This window comes from Streptomyces sp. NPDC002845, from assembly GCF_053591955.1.
Genome location: NZ_JBSFUU010000121.1, coordinates 1 through 20,561, shown reverse-complemented (window position 1 = coordinate 20,561; position 20,561 = coordinate 1). Strand labels below are relative to the sequence as shown.

The window sequence follows — 20,561 nt, the reverse complement described above, 5'->3', positions numbered from 1 at the left end:
GAACAGCCCATCCCCATCACGCATACCGAGATCATCCCGCATGAATGATCACGAACCGCAAGCGGGTTGCCGGTTACTGAGACACGCTCCTAGGCCGCGAGCGGGCACCCGCACCTCGTCACACACCGCAACTATCACGTTGCCGAGAAGACCTCATTCATCTGCGTCCAGGAGCGTTCAGTCGCGTTCCGTAGCAGGCACGACGCGGGCCGCCAACCCCCTATGAACGCAGGTGAACGGCCCTGAACGACGCTCCGTAACCCACCAACAGACTTGGAAAGCGTGTGGGCCCGTTGTGTGTTCGCCGGAGACTCCGCGCGTAGGAGTCCTCAACTGTTCGTCAGGAGCGAGGCCTACTGGGGGTAGCCATCCATGACCTCGGGATCTCGTCGTTCCAGCCGTTCTCTGGGTCGAAGGTGGCTGCCCGGCAGCCACGGCTCCGATCAGAGCTGTGAAGCCAGCGTTCCCTGTTCCCGGAGGCCGTTTCGATGGGCTGTCCGCACCTGGCGCACGTATCCCGATCGGGCTCGGTCTCCGCCATGGCCTCGGTGGCACGCTCCTGAGCCTCGTGGGCCAATCCTTCAAGCAGGACCAAGACCTCACTGCCGGAGATGTCGGGCTTGGCCTCAACTTCTTTCTTCACGGCTCGGACCATCTTGTCCGCTTGCGCAGACCTCATGGTTTCCATGATCGCGAACGTACGTTCATCCATTGCCGCCCCCCTGCACGCGCTCGAAGTACAGCAGCAACGTACAGCAACCCCAGCAACCGCCAGTGCCCAACATCAGCTGTCGCGACCCTTCCGACAGCCTGTATGGCCTCCAGTGACCGATCTCTGTAGAGCTACGGATGAGAAGTCACCGTGTCCCGGTCGTGCCCGGTCGGGCGCGGAGCAGCGGGAACTGCTCACCCATGGGCGGCACGCAGCGCAACGGCCCCTGACCGATTTATCTGGTAGGGGCCGTTGCAAGATCTTTTTGTCCGTTGACTCGCCCATTGAGCTCTACCAACCTCGACGCGTCGCTCCCTCAATGGCCCACCTGCTCCCTGCCAAGAGTTCGAGTTCTCCAATAGCCCAAGGCCTCCGTGCCGAAGTCGGCCGCCACGAACAGGCATCCCAGCCAGAAGAGCGACGCGCTCCGCCGCTCCACGCCGCCAAGCGGCATCACCACCATGCCGAGGGAGGGAAGGAAGACCGCGCCGGCCGCCCACCACTGGCCCTTACGCGCTTTCCCAATAGCGGAGGTCAACCCGAGCACGAAGACCAGCATCATCACTGCCCTTGCCATCCCCATAACGGCAGTCTGCCGCATACCCGCCACGTGCTCGATCGGCGAAGGGAACCTCGGGCATCACGCCTTTCATCAACATGAGAGCGGCCCGCCAACTTGTTCCGAGGCCCGATCGCTGGGCCGAGGGCGCCCACGATCGGCGAGGCCGAGGACGGACGTGCCAGATGCGTGCCAGATCGTGCGGGGAACCACGGGGAACCAGTCGACCGCCCACCAGGCGTCGACACCGCTCCGCTGCAGGTCAGCCCCGGAGCAAGCCCTAGATGTCCTTAGTTTCCCAAGCTGAGAGCGCCAGCCATCAACGGCTCCTGGCTTGCCCGGGGCCGGCCTTCTCTCCCGGTCCTTTCCTTGAGAGGTCAGCGGCGGGTGTCGTACTCCTCACGCGCCGCGAGCACCTCTTCGATGTGCTCCTCGGCCCAGCGGCCCAGTGCCTCCAAGGGCATGTGCAGCGTGCGTCCCAGCGAGGTCAGCTCGTACTCGACCCGGGGCGGCACCTCGGCGTAGACGTGGCGGGTGACGAGGCCGTCGCGTTCGAGGTCCCGCAGGGTGTCGGTGAGGACCTTGGCGCTGATGCCGTCGACGGTGGTCCGCAGGTCGCGGAAGCGCATCCTGCCGCTGCTGAGTGCGATGACGACCATGGCGGTCCACTTGTTGGCGATACGGGCCAGCGACGTGCGGGAGGGGCAGGTCGCGGTCATCACGTTGAAATCCGGATGCTGTGGCATGCGTCACACCGACCCATTGGTTACGTTGAGGTGACTGGTTACCGATGGTGAGTATAGGGCTCCAGCAGCAAGAACTCGACGAAGGAGAGCATCACCATGGAGTCGAACACGCTCGCCGTCACCGGCCGCTACGTCGACGCGGTGTCCGCCAAGGACTTCGCCGCGGTCGCAGGCCTGTTCGCGGACGACATCGTGTGGCACCAGCCCGGCGACAACGCGGTCTCCGGCACCTACAGCGGCGGGGCCGAGGTGGGCGAGATGTTCGCCGCCCAGATGGCCGCCACCGAGGGGACCTTCGAACTGCGACTGACCGGCGACGCCATGGTCAACGGCGCGCTGGTCGCGATCCCTGTCCACTTCTCGGCCAAGCGCGCCGGTAATGAGATGTCGATGGACGGGGTCGACGTGCTGAGGGTCGAGGGCGACAAGATCGCGGAGGTGTGGCTGTTCTCCGCCGACCAGCAGGCCGAGGACGCCTTCTGGGGTGCCGGCTGAACACTGGACCGCCGCGACGGAGTCGTTGGAGCTGCCGCCCAACGCAGTGAAGTGGCCGGTGTTGTGGGGAGGCTGAAGCCTGATGCGTGACGCACCGCCCAACACCGGCCGTTCCGAACACGGAAACCGCCCGGATGGCGGCGAGCAGGACCAGTCGACCACTACATGATCGGCACGAGCACCTCGGCCGTGGCCCGTCTCGCTTTGCGTCTCAATCAGCCCCGTTCACAGGCATTCAGCCGAGACCGTAAGCCAGGCCTGGCCCACCGGCCAGCAACCCATGAACCCACGTGAACGCCCCTGCGCACAGCCCACCACCCCACCAACCCAGTTGGAAAACGTGCGTCGGCCACCGTGCTGTCACCAGGATCGATCTTGCAGGCGAGGTGAACGATCGGGCGTGAACCGAATCATCCTGGTCGCAGGGTCATCCAGCGGAGCGGAGAAGCGCACTGGCCACAGGTCCTCAGGGCCGAGGTAGCGGGTCAACTTCCGGACCGCCTTGGCCCGGTCGAGCGGCACAACCTCCGCGACGCCTTGGCACGTCACAGAGTGCACTGCCCCCGTGGACAGGTCACATGTATCGACCACCAGCGCGACCCGCGATCCCTTGGCAAGAAGCTGCTCCATCCGCGAGTAGGAGCCGGTAAGCCACCAGAACGCGCCGTCCTCCCAGAGGAACCACACTGGCCGGACCTCAGGGCCGTTGGTCGCCACGCGTGCCACCAAGGGGCGGGACAAGAACTCGTTCACGTCCATGCAGCGAAGGCTGTCGTACAGCAACGAAGTACAGCAACCCCAGCCACCGCCCCCGTCCGTCAGCGGCCCTCGAAGCCGCAGCGCAACCGGTATGACCGCCACCGACCGATCCACATAGAGCTACGGATCAGAGGGTTGCAGGTTCGAATCCTGCCGAGTGCGCACAGGTCAGAGGCCCCGGAGAGATCCGGGGCCTCTGGCGTTTGGGGTCGTGCAGCGAGGCGTTTACGTCTTTCCCGCTCGACGCGTGCTCGGGTCAGGCCGCCGCACAGCAGTGGAGCGCGGTGGCCGACCCTGCCGATCCTTCCGTCTCGCGGTCCTGTGCCGGGAACTTCACCAGCGTGGCCGTCTCGGTCTTCCGGTCAGCCGTGAAGACGAGCAGCCGTAGCACCAGGAAGCGTCCGATGCCCGCGAGGCCGGAGGCGGTCAGGTAGACGGTCTGCTCCCAGAGCAGGTCGGGCGACGGCTGGACCGCGTGGAGCGCAAGGACCGCGGCGGACGTCGCCACGTAGGCGGCCGTGGCCGAGCTCGCGGACTGGAGGTGCTGGCGCCGGCCGGGACGGCGGCCGGCGCCGAAGGTGAACAGGGCGTGGAGTTCGGTGCAGAGGATGGTCGAGGCGACGGTGACCAGCGCATTCGCCGCTGCCCAGGGCATCAGCGTGGCCAGCAGTGGTACCGCGGCGCTGGAGGCGAGGCCCACTCCGCCCCCGCACACGACGAAGCGTACGAAGGAGGCGAGAGGGCCGGGCGGGGCAGGGGCAGAGGGGTGGTGCGTGTCGCTCCCGGTCGTCGTCGGTTCGTCTGTGTGCCGCGTCTCATGCGCCTGGGTCGGCTTCGGTGAGAGCGGCGGCGTCATGGGAGTTCCTTCCGGGCGGGGACCGTTGAACCTCTGCTGAACCTCTGATCAGCCGGGTTCCACGATCCCGTCGCCCGCTCCTCCGCACGAGGAGGCAGCCTCCCCAACCGAGGGTGGAGCCAGCCCTACCAACGGGGTCGGGGCACCGACCTCAGGCGCCGTCCTGGACGTCCTGATCGCGGAGTTCGTCGATGTAGGCCTGGGCCAGCCCCGTCGTACGCGTGAACCAGTCGGTGAGTACGGCGATTTCGTCGGGGGAGTAGTCGGCGAAGAGTTCGTTGAGGCGGGCGTAGTAGGGGCCGTAGAGCGTCTCGACGCGGGTGACCGCGGACGGGACGGCGGCGACGCGGACGCGGCGGCGGTCGGTCGGGTCGGGGCGGCGGGTGATGAAGCCGCCGCGTTCGAGGCGGTTGAGGATGCCCGTCATCGCGCCCGTCGTGACGTGGGCATGTTCTGCCAGGTCGCCTGCCGTGAGGAGGTTGTCGCCCGCCTTCAGGACGCAGGCGAAGCAGAGCAGGTCGGTGACGTTCAGGCCCAGTCGCTGGGCCATCTCCTGCTGGCCGAGCAGGTGGGCCGCGATGAGGGAGTCCATTGCCGACAGCGCCTCGGCCGGGGTGGCGGTGGGGCGCGGCTTGGCTTGCATGTGGGGATTGCCTTAGATCGTGAGAGGTTTAGATCATGAGAGGTTTATCTAGTAAATTTCTTAGGTGGTGAGGGATTGGGTGAGGCTTCCTCGGTCCCTTCTTCGACGGTGGAGTTCCGCTGCCCATGAGGGAGGCAGGCACGTGAGTGCACATCAGTATGACCACGGGCACACGCTCGCAGGATGGACCGGTTTCGGGGTCGCGAGCGTCGGGGGCGTGGTGGTGGGGCTGGGCGTGTGTACGGCGTCGGCCGCGGTGGTGGTGGGTGGGCTCGGGATCGGGGTGGTGAGCCTGCTGGTCACCTGGGCGCTGCACCTCGCCGGGTGGGGCAAGCCGTCGGGGCGGCGGCCGAGGGAGCAGTGGGGGTGGCGGGTGCGGGATCTGGCGGTGAGGGAAGGTCATCCGGGGTGTCTTGGGTGTCGGTTGGCGGGGAGGGGGAGGGAGTGGGGGCAGGGGAGGCGGTCTTCGTCGTCTGCCGTCGCGGCTGCGTCTGTCGTCTCGCCTGATGTCACGGCTAGTGTCGTCACGGCTCCTGATGTCACGGCTCCTGTTGTCACGTCTGCGGTTCCGTCGGCCGTCTCCTCCGAGGAGGGTTCCGAGTCTGCCGAGTAGGGCCCCGTCTCCGCCGAGGCTGTCGGCCGACCTGTGCCGGTGGCCGCGTTGTGCCTGGTCAGGGGCGTTGTCAGTGGGGCCCCCTAATCTCGTGAGGGATGGCACGGGCGTGGAGATGTGCGGGGCTGCGGTGGGTCGGCGCGGAGCCGCGGTTGGTGTGGGAAGGCGGGCGGAGGAGTGCTCTGCCACGGGGGAAGAGGGTGGCCTTTGGAGTGATGACGGGGAGCGAGCGGACGTGTGTGGGTGCGCGGGGGCATCCGTGTCCGGTGCGGGCGGGCGTGCCGGGGCGGAGCACGGGGGCGCGGTGTGAGGAGTGCGCGCGGCTGGACCGGGCGCACTCCGTGGCCGCCGACACCATTGCGGACGATCCGCGGCCGTACCACGTGTACCTCGCGTGGTTCGGGCCCGGCATGGTCAAGGTGGGCATCACCGCGGTCGAGCGGGGCTCGGCGCGGCTGTTGGAGCAGGGGGCCGTCTCCTTCAGCTGGCTGGGGCGAGGGCCGCTGATGGCCGCCCGGCGCGCGGAGGAGGTGCTGCGGGCCGCGCTCAAGGTGCCGGACCGGATTCCGTACGCCGACAAGCGGGTCGTACGGGCTGCCTTGCCGGCGGCCGACGAGGACCGGGCGGCCGAGCTAATCGAGCTCCACGCCCGCGCGGTGGCGCTCGACGGCTGGCCGGAGTCGTTGGAGCGGATGCCGTGCCAACCGGTCGACCACGCCGACGTGTTCGGGCTCGCCGGGCTGCCGGCCGCGAGCGGGGTGGTGAGCGAGCTGGCCGCGGGCGGGGTCGTGGGCGGCGAGGTGCTCGCCGTCGCCGGGCCCGATCTGCATCTGGCCACCGGGCGTGGGGTCGTCGTCCTCGACACGCGGTTGATGACCGGGTGGGAGCTTGTTGCCGCCGCCGGCGACGGCGGTGGGGAAGGCGGTGGGGAAGGGGACGTACTCACCGTGCCAGTAAGGGAGTTGAGGGGAACTGGGGCTGTCCAGAGTGGGCTTTTCTGAGAGGGCGGTGAGGGGAGCGGATGGGATGGGATGGGATGGGGAAACGGATGGGGGGAGCGGCGACATGAGCGATCAATCGATCAATTGAAGGCGCCCGTCGGGTTCGTTGCGGCCATGAGGGCCGAGGCCCCGGGCCTGCTGACCTCGCCGGCACCCCGCCGACGTACAGCGCCCTCTCAGCGAACCCACTCAGCGAACCCTCACAGCGCGAGGTTCTCCCCCAACCCCCAACCCCGATGGTCTCCCAGGCGTTCCCTGAGAGACACCTGTGCGTTTCTCAGAAAAATCACAGGTTCCCGAAAGCGTCCTCTCAGAGCTGACCGACATCGTGGAGGCTATGACCACGACCTCGCCCCAGGGGCGCACCGAACTGCTGAGGCCGGACGGGAGCCCCGTCCGAGTGCTTGTGGTGGACGACGAGCTGTCGATCACCGAACTGCTGTCCATGGCCCTTCGCTACGAAGGCTGGCAGATCCGTAGCGCGGGTGACGGACAGGGTGCGGTGCAGGCCGCCCGGGAGTTCCGGCCCGATGCCGTCGTCCTCGACATGATGCTGCCGGACATGGACGGGCTGGCCGTCCTCGGGCGGCTGCGACGCGAACTGCCCGACGTGCCGGTTCTCTTCCTCACCGCCAAGGACGCGGTCGAGGACCGTATCGCGGGCCTGACCGCCGGTGGCGACGACTACGTCACCAAGCCGTTCAGCCTCGAAGAAGTCGTCGCACGGCTGCGCGGCCTCATCCGGCGCTCCGGTGCGGCCGACCGGCGCTCGGACTCCGTGCTGGTCGTCGGGGATCTCACCCTCGACGAGGACAGCCACGAGGTGTCGCGCGGCGGGGCGAGCATCCACCTCACCGCGACCGAGTTCGAGTTGCTGCGCTTCCTCATGCGCAACCCGCGGCGCGTGCTCAGCAAGGCGCAGATCCTGGACCGCGTGTGGTCGTACGACTTCGGCGGTCAGGCCAATGTCGTCGAGCTGTACATCTCCTACCTGCGGCGGAAGATCGACGCGGGCCGGGAGCCGATGATCCACACCCGGCGCGGTGCCGGTTACCTGATCAAGCCCGCCGCGTCATGAGTGAGCGACGACGGCCGCGTGCGCGGCGCAATGCGCAGAGCAATGTGCGGAGCAACGCGCAGGGCAATGCGCAGAGCAAGCAGAGGCGGGGACGTAAGCCGCGCACCCTGCGTACGCGGCTCGTCGTCTCCGCGGTGGCGCTCATCGCGGTGGTGTGCACGGTCATCGGTGCGGTGACCACGATCGCGCTCCGCGAGCATCTGTACGATCAGTTGGACAGCTCGCTCAGTGAGGCGGTGGGGCGCGCGGCGGGCGGCGGTCCCGGCGGCATGCCGGAGGGCATGCCGCCCGCGCCCGGCGAGCCCGAGACACAGAGCAAGGAGCCCGACCTCTCGGAGTTCGTCACTCGGGGCCCGGGGCAGGTGATCGGCACCATCGCCGCGAAGGTCGAGACCGGCACCATCACCGACGGCATGTACAGCAAGGCCTCGACGGACGACAGCGGGGTCACGGACGCCACGGCGTACGCGCTCTCCGCCGCCCAGATGACCGAGCTGGCTGAGGTGCCCCAGGACGACGAGCCGCACACCGTGACCATCACGGGGCTGGGCGAGTACCGCGTCGAGTACCGGAACGGCCCCAACGGTTCCTACTACGTGGCCCTGCCCACCACCGAGGTCTCCAGCACCCTCGACACCCTCATCCTCGTCGAGGTCAGCGTCACCGGCGTCGGCCTGGTTGCGGCGGGCATCGCAGGTTCCGTGATCGTCGGCCTGGCCCTGCGCCCCCTCCGCAGGGTCGCCGCCACCGCCACCCGTGTCTCCGAACTCCCCCTGCACACCGGCGAGGTGACCCTCGACGAGCGGGTCCCCGAGTCCGAGACCGACCCGCACACCGAGGTCGGACAGGTCGGGGCCGCGCTCAACAGAATGCTCGACCACGTCCACGGAGCCCTGCACGCGCGGCAGCGGAGCGAGACGCGCGTACGGCAGTTCGTGGCGGACGCCAGTCATGAGCTGCGTACGCCGCTCGCGTCCATCCGCGGTTACGCCGAGCTGACGAGACGCGGGCGCGAGGAAATCGGGCCCGACACCCGGCACGCCCTGGGGCGCATCGAGTCCGAGTCCGGCCGTATGACCCTCCTCGTCGAGGATCTGCTCCTGCTCGCCCGCCTCGACGCCGGGCGCCCCCTCCAGTTCGAGCAGACCGACCTCGTACCCCTCGTCGTGGACACCGTCAGCGATGCGCGCGCGGCGGGCCGGGACCACAACTGGCGCCTCGACCTGCCCGACGAGCCCGCGCTCGTGTCGGCGGACGCGGCGCGCCTGCAGCAGGTCCTCGTCAACCTGCTCGCCAACGCCCGTACGCACACACCCCCCGGTACGACCGTCACCGCGCGCGTGCAGCGGCGCGGGCCGTGGCTGTGCGTGGACGTGCGGGACGACGGGCCGGGCATTCGGCAGGAGTTGCTGCCGCGGGTCTTCGAACGGTTCGCGCGAGGCGATTCGTCGCGCTCCCGTGCCTCCGGCTCGACCGGCCTCGGGCTGGCCATCGTGCACGCCGTGGCGGCGGCGCACGGCGGTGCAGTGACCGTCGACAGCGTGCCCGGCATGACCGTGTTAACCGTGCGCCTGCCCGCGCTCGGCCCCGAACTGCCCGCCCCCGCGCCGGAAACAAACTGGCAACTGGACTCACAGGCACAGCACAGCGCCACCACACGGGTGCGACAGGGGGCCTGACCAGAGTCGTTCCCATGCGAACCGACTCTTCTCCCGGCGATCTGCCGGCGCGGGAGCACCTCCCGGCCGGACGTGCCGAAACGCCTGTCCTGGACGTAGTGATCCCCGTCTACAACGAGGAGAAGGACCTCCAGCCGTGCGTCCGCAGACTGTATGACCACCTCACGCGTACCTTCCCCTACGCGTTCCGCATCACCATCGCGGACAACGCGTCCACGGACACCACCCCTCAGGTGGCCGCGCGGCTGGAGGCGGCGATACCGGAGGTCACCAACTTCCGGCTGGAGCAGAAGGGGCGCGGGCAGGCCCTGCGGACGGTGTGGTACGCGTCCGACGCGCCGGTCCTCGCCTACATGGACGTCGACCTGTCCACCGACCTCAACGCGCTGCTCCCGCTGGTGGCGCCGCTGATCTCCGGTCACTCGGACCTGGCGATCGGCTCCCGGCTCGCCCGGACCTCCCGGGTGGTGCGCGGCCCCAAGCGGGAGTTCATCAGCCGCGCCTACAACCTCATCCTGCGCGGCTCGCTCCAGGCCCGCTTCTCGGACGCCCAGTGCGGCTTCAAGGCGATCCGCAGGGACGTGGCTCAAGTGCTGCTGCCGCTGGTGGAGGACACCGGCTGGTTCTTCGACACCGAGATGCTGGTCCTCGCCGAGCGGGCCGGGCTCCGTATCCACGAGGTCCCGGTCGACTGGGTCGACGACCCCGACTCCACCGTGCACCTCGTGAAGACGGCGACCGACGACCTCAAGGGCGTCTGGCGGGTCGGCAGGGCCCTCACCACCGGCTCCCTGCCGCTCGACCGCCTCGTCCGCCCGTTCGGCGACGACCCGCGCGACCGCGAGATCCAGGACGTGCCACGCGGCCTCGCCCGCCAGCTGGTCGGCTTCTGCGTGGTCGGCGGCCTGTCCACGCTCTTCTATCTCCTTCTCTACAGCGGCTTCCGTACGTTCACGGGCTCGCAGGTCGCCAACGCGCTCGCCCTGCTCCTCTCGGCGGTCGCCAACACGGCGGCCAACCGGCGCCTCACCTTCGGGGTGCGCGGCCGGGCCGGTGCCGTACGGCATCAGGCGCAGGGCCTGGCGGTGTTCGGCATCGGCCTGGCCCTCACCAGCGGTTCGCTCGCCGCCCTCAACGCGGCGACGTCCGACCCCGCGCACTCCACGGAACTGGCGGTCCTCATCGCCGCCAACCTCGCGGCGACGGTGCTGCGGTTCCTGCTCTTCCGGGCGTGGGTGTTCCCGGACCGGCGGGACGAGACGCCCACGGGTTCCACCGTCGTGGCCTCGCCCACCTACTCGACCTCCACCGGGGGAATCCGCGTCGCCGAGTACGCGACGGCGCCCTCATCCCCGTACACGACAACCCAGTTCCGCGCCGTTGACGTCGCGGACCGCACCTGGGGGGACGCGACCATGCAGCTGCAGCCGGTGCGCCCGCACGATCACGATTCGAGGAACGCACGATGACCCCGACGACGCCCCCGACGATGACGACGACGATGACCACTGCCGCCGTACAGGAGCCCGTCGCGGCCCCCGGCGCCGGCGAACCCAAGCAGCCCGTCGGGCGGAGGCCGTGGAGAGGGCGGCCCGAGGACCACCGCTGGGTGCGGCCCGCGTTCCTCGCCGCGCTGCTGGTGATCGGCGCGCTGTACACCTGGAACCTCACGGCCTCCGGATACGCCAACTCCTTCTACTCGGCGGCCGTCCAGGCGGGCAGCCAGTCCTGGAAGGCGTTCTTCTTCGGCTCGCTGGACTCCTCCAACGCCATCACCGTCGACAAGCCCCCGGCCTCGCTGTGGCCGATGGCGCTGTCGGTACGGATCTTCGGGCTCAACTCCTTCGCGATCCTGTTCCCGCAGGTCCTGATGGCCGTCGCCACGGCGGGCGTGCTGTACGCCTCCGTGCGCCGCCGGTTCAGCGCCACCGCCGGCTTCATCACCATGGCGGTCTTCGCGCTCACGCCCGTCGCCGCCCTGATGTTCCGCTTCAACAACCCGGACGCGGCCCTCGCGCTGCTGATGGCCGCCGCGGTCTACTGCACGCTGCGCGCGCTGGAGAAGGCCCAGACGAAGTGGCTGCTGTGGGCGGGTACGGCGATCGGCTTCGCCTTCCTGGTGAAGACCCTCCAGGCCTTCCTGATCCTGCCGGTTCTCGCCCTGTTGTACGTGGTCCTCGCACCCGCTTCGCTGAGGAAGCGCGTCGGCCAGGTGCTGCTCGCCGGGCTCGCGGTGGTCGTGGCCGGTGGCTGGTGGGTCGCGATCGTCGAGCTGTGGCCGGCGTCCTCCCGCCCCTACATCGGCGGCTCCCAGAACAACTCCTTCCTTGAACTGACCTTCGGCTACAACGGTCTCGGCCGCATCAACGGCGAGGAGACCGGCAGCGTCGGCGGCGGCCAGGGCGGCGGCTGGGGCGAGACCGGCTGGGACCGCATGTTCAGCTCGAACATCGGCGGCCAGATCTCCTGGCTGATCCCGGCGGCGCTGGTGCTGCTGGCCGCGGCCCTCTGGCTGACGCGCAAGGCCAAGCGAACGGACACGACCCGCGCGGCCTTCCTCCTCTGGGGCGGCTCGCTGCTGATCACCATGGTGATCTTCAGCTTTATGCAGGGCATCTTCCACGAGTACTACACCGTCGCCCTCGCCCCCTACATCACGCCGCTGATCGGCATGGGCGCGGCCCTGCTGTGGGAGCAGCGCGACAAGGCGGTCTGGGTGCCGTTCGTACTGGCCGGCGCCATGACGGCCACCGCCGTCTGGGGGTACGTCCTCCTCGACCGCTCCTCCGACTACCTGCCCTGGCTGAAGTGGCTGGTGCTGGTCGGCGGTCTGGTCGCCGCGCTGGGGCTGGTCTTCGTGACCAGGCTCGGACGTCGACTGGCCCTGGGTGTGGTCGGGTTGAGCCTGGTCACCGGAGTGGCGGGGCCGACGGCGTACACGTTGACGACGTTGAACGAGGGCCACACCGGGTCGATCGTGACGGCCGGTCCGTCGGTCGCGGGCGGCCGGGGCGGGGGTCCCGGTGGCGGCGGCGGTGGCATGGGCGGCGGTCCTGGCGGTGGTGGCGGTATGCAGGGCCAGGGCCAGGGCCAGGGCCAGGGGCAGGGGCAGGGGCAGGGGCAGGGGCAGCAGGGTGGTCAGATGGGCCAGCCTCCGACGGGCGGCTTCCCCGGCGGCGGTATGCCCGGCCAGAACCAGCAGGGCCAGCAGGACGGCAACGGCAGCACCCAGAACCAGCCCGGCGGTACGACCCGTGGCGGTGACGGTGGCGGCACGGGCGGCGGTGGCGGCGGCATGGGCGGTCTCCTCAACGGCGCCAGCGTCAGCGACGAGGCCAAGGAACTGCTGGAGGCGGACTCCGGTGACTACACCTGGGCCGCCGCGGCCATCGGCGCCCAGAACGCCGCGAGCTACCAGCTCGCCACCGAGGAGCCGGTCATGGCCATCGGCGGCTTCAACGGCACCGACCCGTCCCCGACCCTCACCGAGTTCCAGCAGTACGTGGAGGAAGGCGAGATCCACTACTTCATCGCGGGCGGCGGCATGGGCGGCCGTGGCGGCGACTCCGGCACGTCCTCCCAGATCAGCGAATGGGTCCAGGAGAACTTCGAGGCGGTGACGGTCGGCGACGCGACGTTCTACGACCTGACTCAGCCGGTCGGCGGCTCCAGCTGACGGTTCGCTTCACGGAGGTGGTGGCCCGGGGACGACCTGGGCCGCCACCTTTCGCGTTGCACGGCGTACGGAATGGCGCTGTACGGCGTATAGGCACCGTTCTACGGTGTATGGCATATCACCGACCCCCCAGAGTACGGGGGAACCCTGCTGGGGCTCCTTCTCATCGGCGCGGGCTGCGCCATCGCCAACCCGGCCATGGCGCACGCCATCATGAGCGCGATCCCGAGGGAGAAGGCGGGGGTGGGCGCGGGTATCAACGGCACGTTGGCGGAGTTCGGGGACGGGCTGGGCGTGGCCGTACTGGGGGCCGTCCTCAACTCCCGTTTCGCCGCGCTGATTCCGGTCGCGGCGACCTCTCTGCCCGCGGCGCTCGCGTCGGCGGGGTCGGCGGAGGAGAGGGGGCGGATCACTGACGCGTATGCCTCCGGCTTGTCGGCGAGTCAGTTGGTGGGGGCGGGGGCTGTGTTGCTCGGGGGGTTGGTGGCGGCCGGGTTGTTGCGCAGGGCGGAGAAGGTGGATTCGGGGTTGGGGGGCGCCTGAGAGCTCGGCTGGAAGGGTGGTTGTGCGGCTTTGGGTTGTTTGTGGTTGATCGCGCCGTTCCCCGCGCCCCTCAGGGCGCGGGGCGCCTAGCATCGTTCACGTCGGGTGGAGTGTCGAGGGAGGGGGCCATGGTGAGGGCAGCCGACCGGGGCGGGCGTCCGGCGAGGGCCAGTGTGTGGCTGGAGGGCAAGTCGCGGGCGGGGCGCGGGGGTCAGCCGTCCGGGCTGGACCGGGAGCGCATCATCGGGACGACCGTACGGCTCCTCGACGCGGAGGGGCTGACCAAGTTCTCCATGCGCCGGCTGGCCGCCGAGCTGAACGTCACGGCGATGTCGGTGTACTGGTACGTCGACACCAAGGACGATCTGCTGGAGCTGGCGCTCGACGCGGTGTTCGGAGAACTGGAGCTGCCTGACATCGAGACGGAATCAGGGCCGGAGCCGGGTGCGGACTGGAGGGAGCAGCTTCGGGCGCTCGCCTCCGGGTACCGGGCCCTGCTGGTCCGGCACCCGTGGGTGTCCCCCCTCATCGGCAACTTCCTCAACATCGGCCCCCACTCCATGGCCTTCTCCCTCCGTGTCCAGCAGGTCATCCGCAACACGGGGCTGCCGCTGCACGGGCAGACCGGTGCCATCTCCGCCGTCTTCCAGTTCGTGTACGGCTTCGGCACGGTCGAGGGCCACTTCATCGAGCGTTGCTCGGCCGCCGGGATGAGCCAGGACGACTACTTCCGCCACGCCATGACCGCGGTCACCGAGGCGCCCGGCCTGAGCGCGGTCATACAGCGGTCGGCCGAACTGATGCAGGCCCGGGGCGGCGACACGGTGGAGGAGATGCGGGAACGGGACTTCGCGTTCGCGCTGGACCTGTTGGTCGCGGGAATCGAGGCGATGGTGGTCCGTTTCGGCTGAGCGTGGCCCACGCCCCGTAAGGGGCGCGGGGCTGTATCGATATGCGGCTCCGCCGCGTGGGCGCGACCAGCCACAACCAACCCGCAGCCCGGCGACAACCCACACTGCCCACCCCCTACCGGCGGGGTCGAAGGGGCAGAGCCCCTGGAGGATGGGACGGGTAGGGGCGGCGGGGGCGAATCACTCCCCCGGAGAAGCGAGCCGCGCCGGAAACCCACCCGTTGCCACCGGCCCCCACCGCACCGGCGTGATCCGAATGATCGACTTGCCTTGCTTGACCATGGCCTCGCGGTACTCGTCCCAGTCAGGATGCTCACCCGCAATGTTGCGGTAGTACTCCACGAGCGGCTCGACGGAGTCGGGCGTGTCGATGACCTCGGCGGTGCCGTCGATCTGAACCCACGGCCCGTTCCAGTCATCGCTCAGCACGATGACGCTGACGCGCTCGTCCCGCTTGGCATTGCGAGTCTTGGCCCGCTCGGGATAGGTGGAGACGACAATGCGCCCGGAGCCGTCGACACCGCAGGTCAGAGGCGAACCCTGGGGGCTGCCGTCGGCACGGCGGGTGAGCAGGATGGCGCGGTGACGGGGCCGTACGAAGTCGAGCAGCTCGTCGACGGAGACGGAGGTGTTGGTCGCGATCTGGGGAGCCATGGGGGCAGCCTAGAGCTTGAACGCCCAGGGAACCTGACCCTGTCGGGCCCACCCTCGCCCTTCACCCCTGCGCCGAGGTAGGACAGGGTGAGGTCGACCGGTCGTGTCCCGTACGGCACCGTCCGCGTCGGCCTCGGCCCGCAGCACCTGGACTACTCGCCGGGGTGGGCCAGTTCGATGTCGTGGTCGTCCACACCCGTACCCGTGATCGTCAGGGCCATCGCCACCGGCGGGCAGCCCGTGGCGATGACGGTGTACTCGCCGCCGTCCAGGTCGGTGAAGGCGTACGCGCCATCCGTACCCGTGGTGGCGGTGCCGACCAGGTTGCCCGCCGCGTCGACCAGGGTGACGCGGGCGTCGCCGAGCGGACCGCCGGGTGCCCGTACGACGCCCTGGACCCGGGCGCCCGCGTCGAGGCCGGCCTCGATCCGGGTGACGCCGGTGCCGTCGATCTCGACGGGCAGGGCACGCGGCCGGTACCCGGTGGCGTTCACGGCGACGGTGACGGTACCCGGCACCAGCTCCCCGAAGGCGAACTCGCCCTGCTCACCGGTGTTTCCGGTGGCCAGCACCTCGCCGCGCACGTCCGTCACGACGACCACGCGTCTTGACCGGCACGCCCGCCTCGGCCGTACGCACCACTCCGCTCAGCCCATTCGTTCCGCTTAGCCCACTCGAACCGCTCAGCCCGCTCGTACCGCTCAGCAGGACGTCGTACGCTCATCGGCTCGCCGTTCACGACGATCGTGGACGCCTGTGGCCGGAACCCGTCGGCGGCCGCGATCAGGACGTACGAACCCGCGCCGGGCGCGTCCGCCGCGTACGAACCGTCGGCCTGCGAGACCGAGCGGCCGAGCTGCCGGCCACCGAGGGGGGTCAGTGTGACGGCGGCCTGCGGGACGGCGGGTTCTCGGCGCCCCGGACATGGCTCCTGACCGGGACCCCGCCGCCACCGGATGCCGGAGGGGTCTCGTTCAGCGCAGCGACGGGAACCTCCGAGGCGCTCTCCTCCGAAGCCGCTTGCGCCAGCGCCCCCTTCGTCTTCAACGGAACCTCCTTGATGAAGAGGGCGAAGAGCAGCGCGAGCAGTGCGATCGGGGCGGCGTACAGGAACACGTCGGCGACTCCGTGGCCGTACGCGCTCTCGACGACCGTGCGGACCGGGCCGGGCAGCGAGTCGAGGTCGGGGATCTCCCCGTGGCCCATCGACGAACTCCCGACGCCGAGGCTCGCGAGGCCCTCCTCCGCGTAGTGCGTGATCCGGTGGCTGAGGACCGCGCCGAGTGCGGAGACGCCCATGGCGCCGCCGAGGGAGCGGAAGAAGTTGACCACCGAGCTGGCGGCGCCGAGGTCGCTCGGGTCGACCTGGTTCTGCGTGGCGAGGACCAGGTTCTGCATCATCATGCCGACGCCGAGGCCGAGCAGGGCCATGAAGACGGCGACGTGCCAGTACTCGGTGTCGTAGCGGATCGTGCCCAGCAGGCCGAGCCCGGCCGTCACCAGTACGCCGCCCGCGACCAGCCAGGCCTTCCAGCGGCCGGTACGGGTGATGATCCGCCCGGAGACGGTGGACGAGACGAACAGGCCGACGATCATCGGGATGGTCATGACGCCGGACATGGTCGGCGACTTGTCCCGGGCCAGCTGGAAGTACTGGCTGAAGAAGATCGTGCCCGCGAACATCGCGATGCCGACGCAGAGGGAGGCCAGGGAGGCGAGGGTGATCGTGCGGTTGCGGAACAGCCGCAGCGGGATGATCGGCTCGCTCGCCCTCGACTCGACGAGGACGAAGACGAGGAGCAGCGCGAGCGCGCCGCCGGTCATCGCGTACGTCTGCCAGGACAGCCAGTCGTACTTGTCACCGGCGAAGGTCACCCAGATCAGCAGCAGGCAGACCGCGGCGGTGATGAAGAAGGCGCCCGCCCAGTCGACCTTGACCTTGGCCTTGCGCTTGGCGACGGGCAGGTGCAGGGTCCGCTGGAGCACGACGAGCGCGACGACGGCGAAGGGCACGCCGACGTAGAAGCACCAGCGCCAGCCGAGCCAGCTGGTGTCGGTGATGACACCGCCGATCAGCGGACCGCCGACCATCGCGGTGGCGAAGGTGGCGCCGAGGTAGCCGTTGTAGCGGCCGCGCTCGCGCGGGGAGATCATCGCGGCCAGGATGATCTGGGCCAGCGACGACAGCCCGCCCATGCCGATGCCTTGTACGGCGCGGAATGTGATGAGCGTGCCCGCGTTCTGCGACAGGCCGGCCGCCGCCGAGCCCGCCACGAAGACGACGAGGGCCAGCTGGATCAGCAGCTTCTTGGAGAAGAGGTCGGCGAGCTTGCCCCACAGCGGGGTGGACGCGGTCATCGCGAGGAGCGACGCGGTGACCACCCAGGTGTAGGCGCTCTGTCCGCCGCCCAGGTCCTTGATGATGTCGGGCAGCGCGTTGGAGACGATCGTGGACGACAGGATCGCCACGAACATGCCGAGCAGCAGCCCGGAGAGCGCCTCCATGATCTGCCGGTGCGTCATCGGAGCGCCGTCGGAGGGGCCGTGGGCGCCTCCTCCACGCTTGGCGTGAGCCCGCACACCGGCCGGTGTGGTCGTAGCCATGACTTCCTTTTCTACTTGCGTTCGCAGTCGCCGAAGCTCTCGCGCAGACGGATCAGGAGGTGGATGAGCAGGCCGACCTCGTCGTCGGACCAGTCGCTCAGCCGGTCGGCGAGCAACCGCGCGATCCGCACGTGGAGTTCGTCGAGCAGGGTCCGGCCCGCGGGGGTGAGGCGCAGGATCCGGGAGCGCTTGTCCGCCGGGTCGGGGAGCCGCTCGATCCAGCCGCGTCCGGCGGCGTGGGCGACATGGCGGCTCGTCACCGACATGTCCACGGCGAGCAGCTCCGCGAGCCTGCTCATCCGCATGTCGCCGTGCCGGCCGAGCAGCGACAGCACACCGGCCGACCCCGGCGGGCAGTCGTGCGGCAGGTTCCGCCCCATGTCCCGCTTCACGGCTCCGACGGCACTGAGCTGACGGCCCAGCTCCTCGTACTGCGCCCTCTCGGCCATCGCACCTCCCAGCTGAGCTTTGTTGCTTAGGGCAACCATAGATGTTATTGGTTGCTACAGGCAAACTAAATGGGGCGTGCGGGGCCAAAGGCTTGGCAAAGAGGAAGTCGGGTGTCCGGTTTGGGCCCCCGCTTGGGTGTCCCGCCCCGCGTTCGCTAGGGTCCGTGGGCATGGCTGACAACCAGGTCCCCCAGGGCAACTACGACCCCGCGGGCAGCACCCAGATGTTCCGAGCGTTCGTGGACGAGGGCGCCCCGCAGGGAGCCGCTCCCCACCAGGCCGCCGCGTCCTCCTCCGGCCCCCGTGTCGGGCTCATTGTCGGCGTCGTCGCCGCCGTGGCGCTCGTCGTCGCGGTCGCGTGGCTCGCGCTGGGCTAGGGCGCTTCTGACGGACACCGCCCCCGCGGGGCGGTCACTTCCACTGGACGGTCACGTCCCGCGTCTCGATGTGCATGCCCAAGGGCACGCGCCACGCGTCGACGCACACCGTCCAGGTTTCCGTGCGGGCCGCGCCGGGGGCGATCGGCACGGGCAAGTCCTCGGTGGACTCGATCGTCGCCCAGTCGATCCCGAGTGCGCCGATGATGTGCGTCCCGAACGTCACCGTGCCCGAACGCACCGCGGTGCCCCCGGTGTTGCGGAACTCCACGGTCACCTTCTCGCACCACCGCTCCTCGGCGGGCTCCCGCTCCGGGGTGCCCACGGTCAGCTTCGCGGGGCCGGGCGGTGCCGTACTCCCCGGTGCCGGGGGCCTGCCGGAGGGCGCGGACGGGGTGGGCGAACCCGGCGTCGTCGTCGTCGTACGGCCTGGCTCGGTGCTGTCCGTGCCCTCTGCGTCCTCTGTGTTTTCTGCGCTCTCTGCGCTCTCCGTGCTGTCTGTGCCCTCCGTGCCGTCCGTGCTCTCGTCCCCCGGCGATTCGGAGAGCCCCGCGTCGGAGTCGGGCGTTGCCGTGCCGAGCGTGCCGTCCGTGCCGGATGTGTTCGGCCGCGAACTCCCGGGTGAGCCGGACGCGTTGCCCGTGTCTCTGTCAGGGCCCGCGGGCTGCGCGGGCTTCGGTGGGGCCGCCTCTTCCAGGGGTACGAAGGTCACGTCCCCCGTGGGTGCCACCGCGGCCCCGGGCGGCGAGTTACCGCCGGACCCCACGGCGACGTAGCCGTCCCCGCCGCTGCCGCCCCCGCCGCAGGCCGCCAACACCCCGCCCAGGCACACGAGAACGGTCGAGACACCCGCAACGGCGCCCCGACGGCCACGTATCCACGTCGCTCGGCGCATCGCGCCAGTGTGGCTGACGGTATGTCAAATAGAAAGAGGAGGGAGGGCGTTGTCCGGGGGCGTGGAGGCGGTACCTGTGAGCATCCTGTTGCGGATGTCGACGTGAGTGAACCCCGGCCCGCAAACTCCCGTCTGACAGCACGCCATGCCACCTCGGTCGGGCGACTCCCTTGCCCTTCGGGTTCGTTGAGGCGTTCGGGGGCGCCCGCCGCGGGGTGGTTGCTGTCGGAGAATGGAGACACCCCCCATGCGCCTTTCCACCGCCCGCAGAGCGACGGCCCGGCGGATCACCTTCGCCGTGGTCGCGGCCGGCGCCGCACTCGGGCTCGCCGCGACGTCCGTCGGGACGGCCAACGCCGCGAGTCCGTCGGACCGCGACCGCCCGGGCGCCCTCATCATCGGCGGCGTCGCGAAGCCCAACGGCTCGTACCCGTTCATGGCCGCGCTGCTGTCGAAGGGCACCGGCAACCCGGCCGACCGGCAGTTCTGCGGCGGCAGTCTGCTCGACTCGTTCGTCGTGATGACGGCCGCGCACTGCGTCGAGGACGCGAAGCCCAAGCAGATCGAGACCGTCGTCGGCCGGACCGTGCTGTCGAAGAAGAAGCAGGGCCAGCTGCGCAACGTCAGTGAGATCGTCGTCCACCCTCGCTACGCCAAGGGCGAGTTCGCGTACGACGTCGCGTTCCTGGTGCTGAAGAAGCCCGTCAACGGCAAAGCCCCGGTCAACCTGCCGACCGCGGGCACGGACGCGCTGATCCGCCCGGGCGCCAAGGCCACCGTCATCGGCTGGGGCAACACCAACACCGAGGTGCCGTCCTTCCCGGACCGGATCCACGCGGTGAAGGTCCCGATCGTGTCGCACATCGAGTGCAAGGCCGCGTACCCGGAGTACGACAAGAAGGTCAACATGTGCGCGGGCGTCGAGGGCAAGGACTCCTGCCAGGGCGACAGCGGCGGCCCGATCTTCCGCAAGCTGAAGGGGCGGCAGGGCGTGTTCCAGCTCGGCATCGTGTCGTACGGCAACGGGTGCGCCGAGCAGGGTGCTCCGGGGGTCTACACGTACACCGGCTCCGCCAAGCTGTGGAACACGCTGGGCGAGTCCCGGAAGGGGAAGAAGATCAAGAGTCTGCTCGACCGCTGATCCGTTATCCGCTCCGCCGGACAGACGGGTGTTGTCGGGTGGTGCCGGGTGATGTCACGGCCCCGCGCCCCTCAGGGATGCTGTTGGCGAATCCAGTGCGGGTGGGGGCTGTCGCGGAAGCGTGAACACTTCGGCCCGAAGTGTTCACGCTTCCGAGTCGGGCACCGCCA

18 protein-coding genes and 2 pseudogenes are annotated in these 20,561 nt (G+C 69.6%); 11 read left to right on the top strand and 9 right to left on the bottom strand.

Annotation, left to right across the window (positions count from 1 at the left end; genetic code table 11):
• Positions 1 to 1,028 precede the first annotated feature (1,028 nt).
• Both ACWD3C_RS44675 and ACWD3C_RS44670 read right to left on the bottom strand, forming a co-directional pair.
• Complete coding sequence (locus tag ACWD3C_RS44675) at positions 1,029 to 1,289, bottom strand: hypothetical protein (RefSeq protein WP_451153890.1); 261 nt, start codon at positions 1,287 to 1,289, stop codon at positions 1,029 to 1,031.
• A gap of 359 nt (positions 1,290 to 1,648) precedes the next feature.
• Positions 1,649 to 2,017, bottom strand: a complete 369-nt coding sequence (locus ACWD3C_RS44670; protein ID WP_451153888.1) for a winged helix-turn-helix transcriptional regulator — start codon at positions 2,015 to 2,017, stop codon at positions 1,649 to 1,651.
• Between the two features lie 96 nt (positions 2,018 to 2,113).
• On the opposite strand from ACWD3C_RS44670, the gene ACWD3C_RS44665 reads away from it, so the two are divergent.
• Entirely contained in the window at positions 2,114 to 2,512 is a 399-nt protein-coding gene (locus ACWD3C_RS44665; RefSeq protein WP_451153886.1) for a nuclear transport factor 2 family protein, read from the top strand.
• Positions 2,513 to 2,872: 360 nt separating this feature from the next.
• Here the strand turns inward: ACWD3C_RS44665 and ACWD3C_RS44660 are convergent, their stop codons facing one another.
• The 3 genes from ACWD3C_RS44660 to ACWD3C_RS44650 all read right to left on the bottom strand — a co-directional run bounded on the left by ACWD3C_RS44660 (position 2,873) and on the right by ACWD3C_RS44650 (position 4,770).
• Positions 2,873 to 3,271 carry a pyridoxamine 5'-phosphate oxidase family protein gene (locus ACWD3C_RS44660; RefSeq protein ID WP_451153884.1) on the bottom strand — a complete coding sequence of 133 codons (399 nt, stop codon included), beginning with the start codon at positions 3,269 to 3,271 and terminating at the stop codon, positions 2,873 to 2,875.
• A 256-nt stretch (positions 3,272 to 3,527) separates the two neighbouring features.
• Positions 3,528 to 4,127, bottom strand: coding sequence for a GtrA family protein (locus ACWD3C_RS44655; RefSeq protein WP_451153882.1), 600 nt, complete (start codon positions 4,125 to 4,127; stop codon positions 3,528 to 3,530).
• 151 nt (positions 4,128 to 4,278) lie between these two features.
• Positions 4,279 to 4,770, bottom strand: coding sequence for a MarR family winged helix-turn-helix transcriptional regulator (locus tag ACWD3C_RS44650; RefSeq protein ID WP_451153880.1), 492 nt, complete (start codon positions 4,768 to 4,770; stop codon positions 4,279 to 4,281).
• Between the two features lie 142 nt (positions 4,771 to 4,912).
• On the opposite strand from ACWD3C_RS44650, the gene ACWD3C_RS44645 reads away from it, so the two are divergent.
• From ACWD3C_RS44645 to ACWD3C_RS44610, 8 genes and pseudogenes are all read left to right on the top strand, one after another.
• Complete coding sequence (locus tag ACWD3C_RS44645; RefSeq protein ID WP_451153878.1) at positions 4,913 to 5,383, top strand: HGxxPAAW family protein; 471 nt, start codon at positions 4,913 to 4,915, stop codon at positions 5,381 to 5,383.
• Positions 5,384 to 5,481: 98 nt separating this feature from the next.
• Positions 5,482 to 6,384, top strand: coding sequence for a DUF2797 domain-containing protein (locus tag ACWD3C_RS44640; RefSeq protein ID WP_451153876.1), 903 nt, complete (start codon positions 5,482 to 5,484; stop codon positions 6,382 to 6,384).
• Between the two features lie 337 nt (positions 6,385 to 6,721).
• Complete coding sequence (locus ACWD3C_RS44635) at positions 6,722 to 7,462, top strand: response regulator transcription factor (protein ID WP_451153874.1); 741 nt, start codon at positions 6,722 to 6,724, stop codon at positions 7,460 to 7,462.
• Entirely contained in the window at positions 7,459 to 9,141 is a 1,683-nt protein-coding gene (locus tag ACWD3C_RS44630) for a sensor histidine kinase (RefSeq protein WP_451153872.1), read from the top strand. Before ACWD3C_RS44635 ends, ACWD3C_RS44630 begins: the two co-directional genes overlap by 4 nt.
• Positions 9,142 to 9,155: 14 nt before the next feature.
• Positions 9,156 to 10,610 (top strand): glycosyltransferase, encoded by a 1,455-nt coding sequence (locus ACWD3C_RS44625; RefSeq protein WP_451153870.1) that lies wholly within the window; start codon positions 9,156 to 9,158, stop codon positions 10,608 to 10,610.
• Positions 10,607 to 12,817 carry an ArnT family glycosyltransferase gene (locus ACWD3C_RS44620; RefSeq protein WP_451153868.1) on the top strand — a complete coding sequence of 737 codons (2,211 nt, stop codon included), beginning with the start codon at positions 10,607 to 10,609 and terminating at the stop codon, positions 12,815 to 12,817. The genes ACWD3C_RS44625 and ACWD3C_RS44620 overlap by 4 nt, the downstream gene beginning before the upstream one ends.
• Positions 12,818 to 12,952: 135 nt before the next feature.
• Positions 12,953 to 13,360 (top strand): annotated as a pseudogene (locus ACWD3C_RS44615) (MFS transporter); the annotation flags it as partial.
• A gap of 128 nt (positions 13,361 to 13,488) precedes the next feature.
• Entirely contained in the window at positions 13,489 to 14,271 is a 783-nt protein-coding gene (locus ACWD3C_RS44610; protein WP_451153866.1) for a TetR/AcrR family transcriptional regulator, read from the top strand.
• Between the two features lie 180 nt (positions 14,272 to 14,451).
• Here ACWD3C_RS44610 and ACWD3C_RS44605 read toward each other — a convergent pair whose 3' ends face one another.
• The 3 genes and pseudogenes from ACWD3C_RS44605 to ACWD3C_RS44595 all read right to left on the bottom strand — a co-directional run bounded on the left by ACWD3C_RS44605 (position 14,452) and on the right by ACWD3C_RS44595 (position 17,978).
• The gene (locus tag ACWD3C_RS44605) at positions 14,452 to 14,925 is read right to left on the bottom strand and encodes a PPOX class F420-dependent oxidoreductase (protein ID WP_451153864.1); all 474 of its coding nucleotides are present in this window, start codon (positions 14,923 to 14,925) and stop codon (positions 14,452 to 14,454) included.
• Between the two features lie 152 nt (positions 14,926 to 15,077).
• A pseudogene (locus ACWD3C_RS44600) lies at positions 15,078 to 17,448 on the bottom strand (MFS transporter).
• A gap of 92 nt (positions 17,449 to 17,540) precedes the next feature.
• Positions 17,541 to 17,978, bottom strand: a complete 438-nt coding sequence (locus tag ACWD3C_RS44595; RefSeq protein WP_451153862.1) for a MarR family winged helix-turn-helix transcriptional regulator — start codon at positions 17,976 to 17,978, stop codon at positions 17,541 to 17,543.
• A 170-nt stretch (positions 17,979 to 18,148) separates the two neighbouring features.
• On the opposite strand from ACWD3C_RS44595, the gene ACWD3C_RS44590 reads away from it, so the two are divergent.
• The gene (locus ACWD3C_RS44590; RefSeq protein WP_451153860.1) at positions 18,149 to 18,355 is read left to right on the top strand and encodes a hypothetical protein; all 207 of its coding nucleotides are present in this window, start codon (positions 18,149 to 18,151) and stop codon (positions 18,353 to 18,355) included.
• Positions 18,356 to 18,389: 34 nt separating this feature from the next.
• Here ACWD3C_RS44590 and ACWD3C_RS44585 read toward each other — a convergent pair whose 3' ends face one another.
• Positions 18,390 to 19,250 (bottom strand): hypothetical protein, encoded by an 861-nt coding sequence (locus ACWD3C_RS44585; RefSeq protein WP_451153858.1) that lies wholly within the window; start codon positions 19,248 to 19,250, stop codon positions 18,390 to 18,392.
• A gap of 247 nt (positions 19,251 to 19,497) precedes the next feature.
• Here ACWD3C_RS44585 and ACWD3C_RS44580 point away from each other — a divergent pair, with 247 nt between their 5' ends.
• Positions 19,498 to 20,391 (top strand): S1 family serine peptidase, encoded by an 894-nt coding sequence (locus tag ACWD3C_RS44580; protein WP_451153856.1) that lies wholly within the window; start codon positions 19,498 to 19,500, stop codon positions 20,389 to 20,391.
• Positions 20,392 to 20,561 lie beyond the last annotated feature (170 nt).

Excerpts from the sequence above, each read along its gene's own strand:
- ACWD3C_RS44675 (WP_451153890.1), bottom strand. The coding sequence starts at position 1,289 with ATGGCAAGGGCAGTGATGATGCTGGTCTTCGTGCTCGGGTTGACCTCC.
- ACWD3C_RS44670 (WP_451153888.1), bottom strand. The coding sequence starts at position 2,017 with ATGCCACAGCATCCGGATTTCAACGTGATGACCGCGACCTGCCCCTCC.
- ACWD3C_RS44665 (WP_451153886.1), top strand. The coding sequence starts at position 2,114 with ATGGAGTCGAACACGCTCGCCGTCACCGGCCGCTACGTCGACGCGGTG.
- ACWD3C_RS44660 (WP_451153884.1), bottom strand. The coding sequence starts at position 3,271 with ATGGACGTGAACGAGTTCTTGTCCCGCCCCTTGGTGGCACGCGTGGCG.
- ACWD3C_RS44655 (WP_451153882.1), bottom strand. The coding sequence starts at position 4,127 with ATGACGCCGCCGCTCTCACCGAAGCCGACCCAGGCGCATGAGACGCGG.
- ACWD3C_RS44650 (WP_451153880.1), bottom strand. The coding sequence starts at position 4,770 with ATGCAAGCCAAGCCGCGCCCCACCGCCACCCCGGCCGAGGCGCTGTCG.
- ACWD3C_RS44640 (WP_451153876.1), top strand. The coding sequence starts at position 5,482 with ATGGCACGGGCGTGGAGATGTGCGGGGCTGCGGTGGGTCGGCGCGGAG.
- ACWD3C_RS44635 (WP_451153874.1), top strand. The coding sequence starts at position 6,722 with ATGACCACGACCTCGCCCCAGGGGCGCACCGAACTGCTGAGGCCGGAC.
- ACWD3C_RS44630 (WP_451153872.1), top strand. The coding sequence starts at position 7,459 with ATGAGTGAGCGACGACGGCCGCGTGCGCGGCGCAATGCGCAGAGCAAT.
- ACWD3C_RS44625 (WP_451153870.1), top strand. The coding sequence starts at position 9,156 with ATGCGAACCGACTCTTCTCCCGGCGATCTGCCGGCGCGGGAGCACCTC.
- ACWD3C_RS44620 (WP_451153868.1), top strand. The coding sequence starts at position 10,607 with ATGACCCCGACGACGCCCCCGACGATGACGACGACGATGACCACTGCC.
- ACWD3C_RS44610 (WP_451153866.1), top strand. The coding sequence starts at position 13,489 with ATGGTGAGGGCAGCCGACCGGGGCGGGCGTCCGGCGAGGGCCAGTGTG.
- ACWD3C_RS44605 (WP_451153864.1), bottom strand. The coding sequence starts at position 14,925 with ATGGCTCCCCAGATCGCGACCAACACCTCCGTCTCCGTCGACGAGCTG.
- ACWD3C_RS44595 (WP_451153862.1), bottom strand. The coding sequence starts at position 17,978 with ATGGCCGAGAGGGCGCAGTACGAGGAGCTGGGCCGTCAGCTCAGTGCC.
- ACWD3C_RS44590 (WP_451153860.1), top strand. The coding sequence starts at position 18,149 with ATGGCTGACAACCAGGTCCCCCAGGGCAACTACGACCCCGCGGGCAGC.
- ACWD3C_RS44585 (WP_451153858.1), bottom strand. The coding sequence starts at position 19,250 with ATGCGCCGAGCGACGTGGATACGTGGCCGTCGGGGCGCCGTTGCGGGT.
- ACWD3C_RS44580 (WP_451153856.1), top strand. The coding sequence starts at position 19,498 with ATGCGCCTTTCCACCGCCCGCAGAGCGACGGCCCGGCGGATCACCTTC.